Annotated in this window: 4 protein-coding genes and 1 pseudogene; 2 read left to right on the top strand and 3 right to left on the bottom strand. The window is 52.3% G+C overall.

What is annotated here, in order from left to right; translation table 11 throughout:
* Positions 1–599: pseudogene (locus QZL66_RS08470) on the bottom strand (hypothetical protein); the annotation flags it as partial.
* Between the two features lie 142 nt (positions 600–741).
* Positions 742–1,407, bottom strand: coding sequence for a ribulose-phosphate 3-epimerase (gene rpe, locus QZL66_RS08465; RefSeq protein ID WP_293602101.1), 666 nt, complete (start codon positions 1,405–1,407; stop codon positions 742–744).
* 422 nt (positions 1,408–1,829) lie between these two features.
* Between rpe and QZL66_RS08460 the strand changes: the two genes are divergently transcribed.
* A complete protein-coding gene (locus QZL66_RS08460; RefSeq protein WP_022411282.1) occupies positions 1,830–2,270 on the top strand; it encodes an RbsD/FucU family protein in 441 nt (146 codons plus the stop codon).
* A gap of 235 nt (positions 2,271–2,505) precedes the next feature.
* Positions 2,506–2,676, top strand: a complete 171-nt coding sequence (locus QZL66_RS08455) for a hypothetical protein (protein WP_227794092.1) — start codon at positions 2,506–2,508, stop codon at positions 2,674–2,676.
* 58 nt (positions 2,677–2,734) lie between these two features.
* Here QZL66_RS08455 and QZL66_RS08450 read toward each other — a convergent pair whose 3' ends face one another.
* A complete protein-coding gene (locus QZL66_RS08450) occupies positions 2,735–5,365 on the bottom strand; it encodes a glycoside hydrolase family 9 protein (protein ID WP_022411281.1) in 2,631 nt (876 codons plus the stop codon).
* Between the last annotated feature and the right edge of the window lie 399 nt (positions 5,366–5,764).

Raw genomic sequence — 5,764 nt, 5'->3', positions numbered from 1 at the left:
TCTGCGGTCTGGTATCCGGCTTCCACACGGAATTTCGGCAGCAGGTTGTCATAGAGCAAGCTGCATTCCGCCACCGGCGTCCAGCCCTGTTCCATTGCTGCCGCTGTAATTTGCGGCAGTGTCAGATTGCCCTGTGCTGCACCGCATTGCTTTGCGGTTTCCACGTTCGTCTGATAGAGCACAGCACCGCCCTGCACTTTCAGCGGGATCACCAGAAGCTTTCCATTCGGCGAATCGCTCCTCGCTTTCGCAAGCGCCTGCTGCAGCGCATCCGCACTTTGCAGTGCCTCTGCGGAAAGACGCACGCCGGATTCGCAGGCAGCAGCCTCCGTCGGAGCTTCTGTTGCCGGTACTGTTTCCGTCTGCGTTGCCACAGGAACTGCGGTTGTCGCAGGCTGTGCTGTTTCTGCAACAGAAAGATCTGGTTGCACTTTCCCGTCATATTGCAAAAGCGGTTTTGCCACGCTGTATCCCACAACACCAATTGCCCCGGCAATCAAAAACGTCAGCGCAACCGACAGGGCAGTCTGTGCCGGATTGGCATTTTTTCGGCGATGCTTGGAGTACTTGTGTACCTTAGGCTGTCGTTTGGATTTCACGTCAATTCCTCCTTGGGCAGCACTGCGCAAAATGCGCCTGACGGCTTTGCGCAGTGCTGCCCTTGATTTGCCTTTGTGCAGGCGAAAACAATGTTTCGAGCCGAAGGATGTTGAATCAGCTCTCAGGAATCACTGAACAGGTTCACACATGCGCAATTGTATCTGCTTGTTCCCGAATTGCGGTCATTGCAGCACGTTTATCCTCCTGCCGGAAGAGATAGCTGCCGATGACCAGAAGTTCTGCGCCGGCACGAATGGCTTCCTGCGACGTTTCGCCGTTGATTCCGCCGTCCACCTCGATCTGATAGGTCAGATGATGCGCTTCGGCATAGCTGCAGAGCGCCTCCACTTTTTTCATCATTTCCCGCATGAAGGACTGTCCGCCGAAGCCAGGTTCCACCGTCATGACAAGCACCACTTCCACTGAATCCAGGTACGGAATGGCAGTTTCCCACGGTGTGTCCGGTTTGAGCACGATGCCTGCCTTTGCACCAGCCTCGTGAATCAGGCGGATGGTCTTAGCAATGTCGCTGCGGCTCTCTACGTGAAATGTCACCAGATCTGCGCCGGCCTCTACAAATTGCACTGCGTATTTTTCAGGATCCTCAATCATCAGGTGAACATCCATAAATAAATCCGAATGCCGGTCGAGTGCTGCCAGAACCGGCATGCCAAAGGTGATATTTGGAACGAACTGTCCATCCATTACATCAAAATGCAGCATGTCAACACCTGCCTGCCGAAGATCGGCGGCAACTGCGGCAAGATCTGCTACATCTGCGCTGAGTATTGACGCAGATATTTGCACATGTTTCAAGCGTTTGTCGCTCTCCTTTCGTCTATCTCGGACTTCCCGTACCGGTTCTGCGTTGTCCCGCAGGAAAACAGCATGGAGAAGAGTTCCTCTTATCATCATTATATCTTAAATCTGGATTTTCGTCAATAGCATTTTTTCAGAGTGCAGGATTTTTTTGCGGCTTTTTTCGGAAAGCTGCACGAAAAATCGGATTTGTCATTTGTCTGTTATTTTTTTGTAATGCATGAGGAAAGATATGTGTGGAGACCTCCTGAAATGCTAGATGCCGGAGAATGTTGCGTCACAAAAAACAGGTTTTCTGCAAATCTCTCAGATGAAATGTAAATTTCCGCTGAAAAAGCTGGACATTTGAAAGAAAAAACTGTATAATAAATAGGGCGTGAAAAAGTACATTCTCAACAGGAGGAATTGTTATGCTGAAACACATTCCTGCAATCCTCACACCGGATCTCCTGAAGATCCTGATGGAAATGGGATACGGTGATGAAATCGTAATTGCAGACGGCAATTTTCCGGCAGCAGCGCTGGCGCAGCGGCTGGTTCGTTTGGACGGGCACGGTGTGCCGGAGGTGCTGCGTGCTGTGATGCAGTTCTTTCCGCTGGATGCCTACGCCAAGGAGCCGGTCGCACTCATGGAAGTAGTGCCGGGAGATCCGGCAGCACCCGTCATCTGGGATGTCTATCGGGACATTATCGCAGCAGCCGAACCGGAGCGATGTCATTTTGAATTTGTGGAACGGTTCGCCTTTTACGAGCGTGCCAAGCGGGCATATGCTGTAATCGCCACAGGGGAAACAGAAATCTATGCCAACATCCCGCTGAAAAAGGGTGTTGTCCTACCAGAAGTCGCCTAAACAGATACCCTGTTATCTTATTTTTCGTTGGATGCTGCGGAGCAATCCGCAGATTCCATATAAATTCAGTTGCGCAGAAGCCGCCTTCGGGATGCACCCCGGAGGCGGTCTTCTTTTGTCTGGAAAAAAGTACTTTTGTCGAACATATTGCAAGCAAATTCATAATATGCTATACTGAGAATCTGTTCCAAAAAGGAGGGAGTTCTATCTGTTTCAATCTTATCATCGGCTGAGAATGGCTGCTGCTGTACTAACGTGTGCAGCACTTCGTCAGGAGCATGCGGAGAATCCGCCATCGTTTCCCGTGCCGAAAAAGTCGCTGGAACTGGCAGCAGCGGAAAAGGCAACGCAAATTCTGCTCTGTCTGCCAGCGCTCTGTCCCCATGGCGAGCCGCTCAAATCATGAAAAAAGCTGTACGAGAAAACCCTCGTACAGCTTTTTTCGGGAGCTGATCAGATTTTGCCTAGTTCTTTTTCAGCTTGACGATCTTATAAATGAACACTTCCACAATAATTGCTCCCAGCAGGATTGCGCCGAGTACAATGACCAGTGTCCACGGGAACGCACCGGATGACGATTTCTCCGTGGAATCATTTGCTTGATTCTGCTGATTGCTGCCGGCGGATGTCTGCGAACTCTCCTCGGAATCTCCGGCAGACGGGTCCAGCTGTTCCGACGCCATAGAACCGGTATTGGCAACAATTCCGCCGTTGGCATCGCAAACAAAAGCAGTCAGCCATGCCAGCGGTGCATTCCAGTTGATGGTACACTCGTTCACTGACCACGCTTCGATGTTGTCCAAGTAGCACTTTGCCGGTGCGATCTCTCCCTTCTTCCAACCGCTGCCCTGTACCCACGGATCTTGCATGCCGGAGTTCGGCCCGCCGACCAGAACGCCAGCCGGCGCCATGGGATACTCCTCCGAGATCTGGTGCGCCCAGTAGCGGTGGTGGGGATATTGCACAGCGTGACTGCCGTAGCCGGTGATGTAGGATACATCCATGGGATTTCTGCCCAGCAGGTAATCCATGGCGCTTATTACGCCGTTCAGATAATTCTGCTCCCCTGTGAGGTCATAGGCTGCTGCCAGAATCACCGTATTATCTGCCACAAAGGAATTTGAGCCCCAGACATATCCCGTATCGTCATCCGCATAGCTCAGCTTGCTCTGGGCGTAGGGCTGTCCGTAGCCCTGCTGTTCCTCCCGGCCGAGGTGCACATCCGCAGCATCTGTAATGGCGTTTGTGACCTTCTTGGCAACCTTTTTCTCCAAGTCATCCTTGTGCAGAGCAAAGGAGAGTGTGCCGAGGGCTGCTGTGTTGCCCCAGTCGAAACTTCCGGCAGTGTCTGCATCTTCACCAGCGGAAAGTGTAGTGGGAACGGTATAGGCAAGGTCGGATTTCTCCAGATCTTTCAGGTATGCCTTTTCGCCGGTGGTCAGATACAGTTCGCAGGCTGCCCAGTAAAATTCATCGTCTGCACAGTCGTCCCCGTAAGGACCGCCGCCAATGGACTGATCCAAAGGTGCATAGAGATCATCGTGCTTTTTGGCAGCCTCATAGGCATTCTCTGCTGCGGTCAGACACTCCTTGGCGAAATCCGCATCATACGGTTCCCAAAGACGTGCTGCCTGTGCTGCACACGCTGCAAGGTTCAGGGTTGCGCATGTCGTCGGCGGTTTGAGGATGCGTTCTTCCTGATCGTCTGCCGGTGCCATGCCGAGAGCTGTCCACTTGATGTCGTGCACCTTGTGATATGCCATGCCCTGATACGTGCCGTCCTGCACGATCATCTTGAGCATCCACTCCATCTCCCAGCGCGCCTCGTCCAGCAAGTCCGGATAGCCGTTCTGCTGTTCCGGAATCTGCATGGTATCGTCAGCATAGCTGTCTTCTGTCTTACGGGAAACGGCACGCTCATACTGGTTCTGCATCATCCACAGAGCAATACCGCCGTTCACCACGTATTTTCCATGATCGCCGGCATCGTACCAGCCGCCGGAGACATTCTGTGAACCGCCGTTGCTCTGGAGATCGTCCCAGTCCGTTGTGATGCGTGCGGTGTCATTGGAGTGTCCTGCACTGCGTGCCAGTGCTGCGGCATCCCCGGAGGTGATATACTGGCTCTCAATGGCGATGCCGCTGCGGTTCTGGTAGAAATAGTTGAGGGCATCGAACAGCATGCCGGAGTAGACTTCTGTTCCGCCGATGGCAAATTCCCGACTGGCAGCGTTCCCTGCCTGAAGCGTGTATGTTCCTGCTTCTTTAAACTCTGAGAAATCCAGAATGTGCACCGAATCGCCGGAGTCCGGATCCTCGCCCATAGGCTTGGAAGCGCCAGTGTACACTTCTTTGCCCGATTCATCACACAGAGAGAAATCAACGGCATCGGTTTCATCAGAGATCAGCGTCGCCTGTTTCCGGCAGTCCGGAAAATAACCGATCTGGTTAGTAACGATGTCCGCCCGCTGCCACTCCTGCGTTGGAACATAGTCGTATTCGTCATTGTCAGTGCAGATTAGGGACATATTATCAAAGGTAAAGACGGTTCCGACGGAGACGGTATCTCCGCCAACGTGAAACGCCCACTCCACCTCTGCAGTTCGCTTTGCAGTAAACGTCCCGTGAAAAGAAACGGTTTGGTTGGCAGTCAAATTCTGCACATTCCAGAATGCATCGAACTGACTGTCATCCGGATTGCCATGCCAATCCTCGGTGAACGGCTCGGACATATCGCCGATTTTGGTATAATAGGTGCAGTTGTTGCTGGCGGTGATATCATATGCCACTTCATAGGTGCAGCCGGAAACCAGCGTCAAACCACGATGCCGGAACTGGCAGTCCCACCGGTCTTCCCCGCCGTTGGAAGCACCGCCGGGATTATCGACGGTAATGCGGTATGCGCTATCTGTCACCTCGAACGACATCTTTCCGGACGCCGATTCGCAGACGTGCCACGGAAGACCGACACCATCCTCGAAGTCTGTCTGCCCTAGAAGCTGTCCGGCAGAAACAGAGAGTGCCGGTAAGGCACTGCCGGATGTTACAGCAATCGTTAATGCGGTGAGTACGCCTAACACACGATTTTGTCTCATGCTTTTCCTCCTTTGTCCTCTTTTCAGCGCTTTTTCAAACGCCAATATTCATAGATTCCATGTTACAAATCATATCATATTTCAGGCGATTTGTAAAGCTTGCGCACGAAAACTTGACAGAATTCGAGAAATTTCGTATAATAGAAAACAGTTGTATGGATAAAACGACACGTGCCGCAATTCCAAAATGTGCGTTGATGCGAAGAAATGCTGAGATGTGCTGTCTGGAATTGCGGTATGTATTCGTGAGAAAGGAGGAACGAAAATGATCGGACTTGCTCTGGAGGGCGGTGCAGACCGCTGCGCATTTACCGCCGGTGTGGTAGATGTGCTGATGCAGCACCAGTTCTATGCTTCCGCAGCATCCGGAACTTCTGCCGGTGCCGGATGCGTTTTGAA

It is taken from the genome of Ruminococcus sp. CAG:330, assembly GCF_000437175.1.
Classification (GTDB): domain Bacteria; phylum Bacillota; class Clostridia; order Oscillospirales; family Ruminococcaceae; genus Ruminococcus_C.
Note: the sequence above shows the minus strand (reverse complement) of the source record. Positions and strands in the feature narration are given on the sequence as shown.

Excerpts from the sequence above, each read along its gene's own strand:
- QZL66_RS08460 (WP_022411282.1), top strand. The coding sequence starts at position 1,830 with ATGCTGAAACACATTCCTGCAATCCTCACACCGGATCTCCTGAAGATC.
- QZL66_RS08450 (WP_022411281.1), bottom strand. The coding sequence starts at position 5,365 with ATGAGACAAAATCGTGTGTTAGGCGTACTCACCGCATTAACGATTGCT.
- QZL66_RS08455 (WP_227794092.1), top strand. The coding sequence starts at position 2,506 with ATGGCTGCTGCTGTACTAACGTGTGCAGCACTTCGTCAGGAGCATGCG.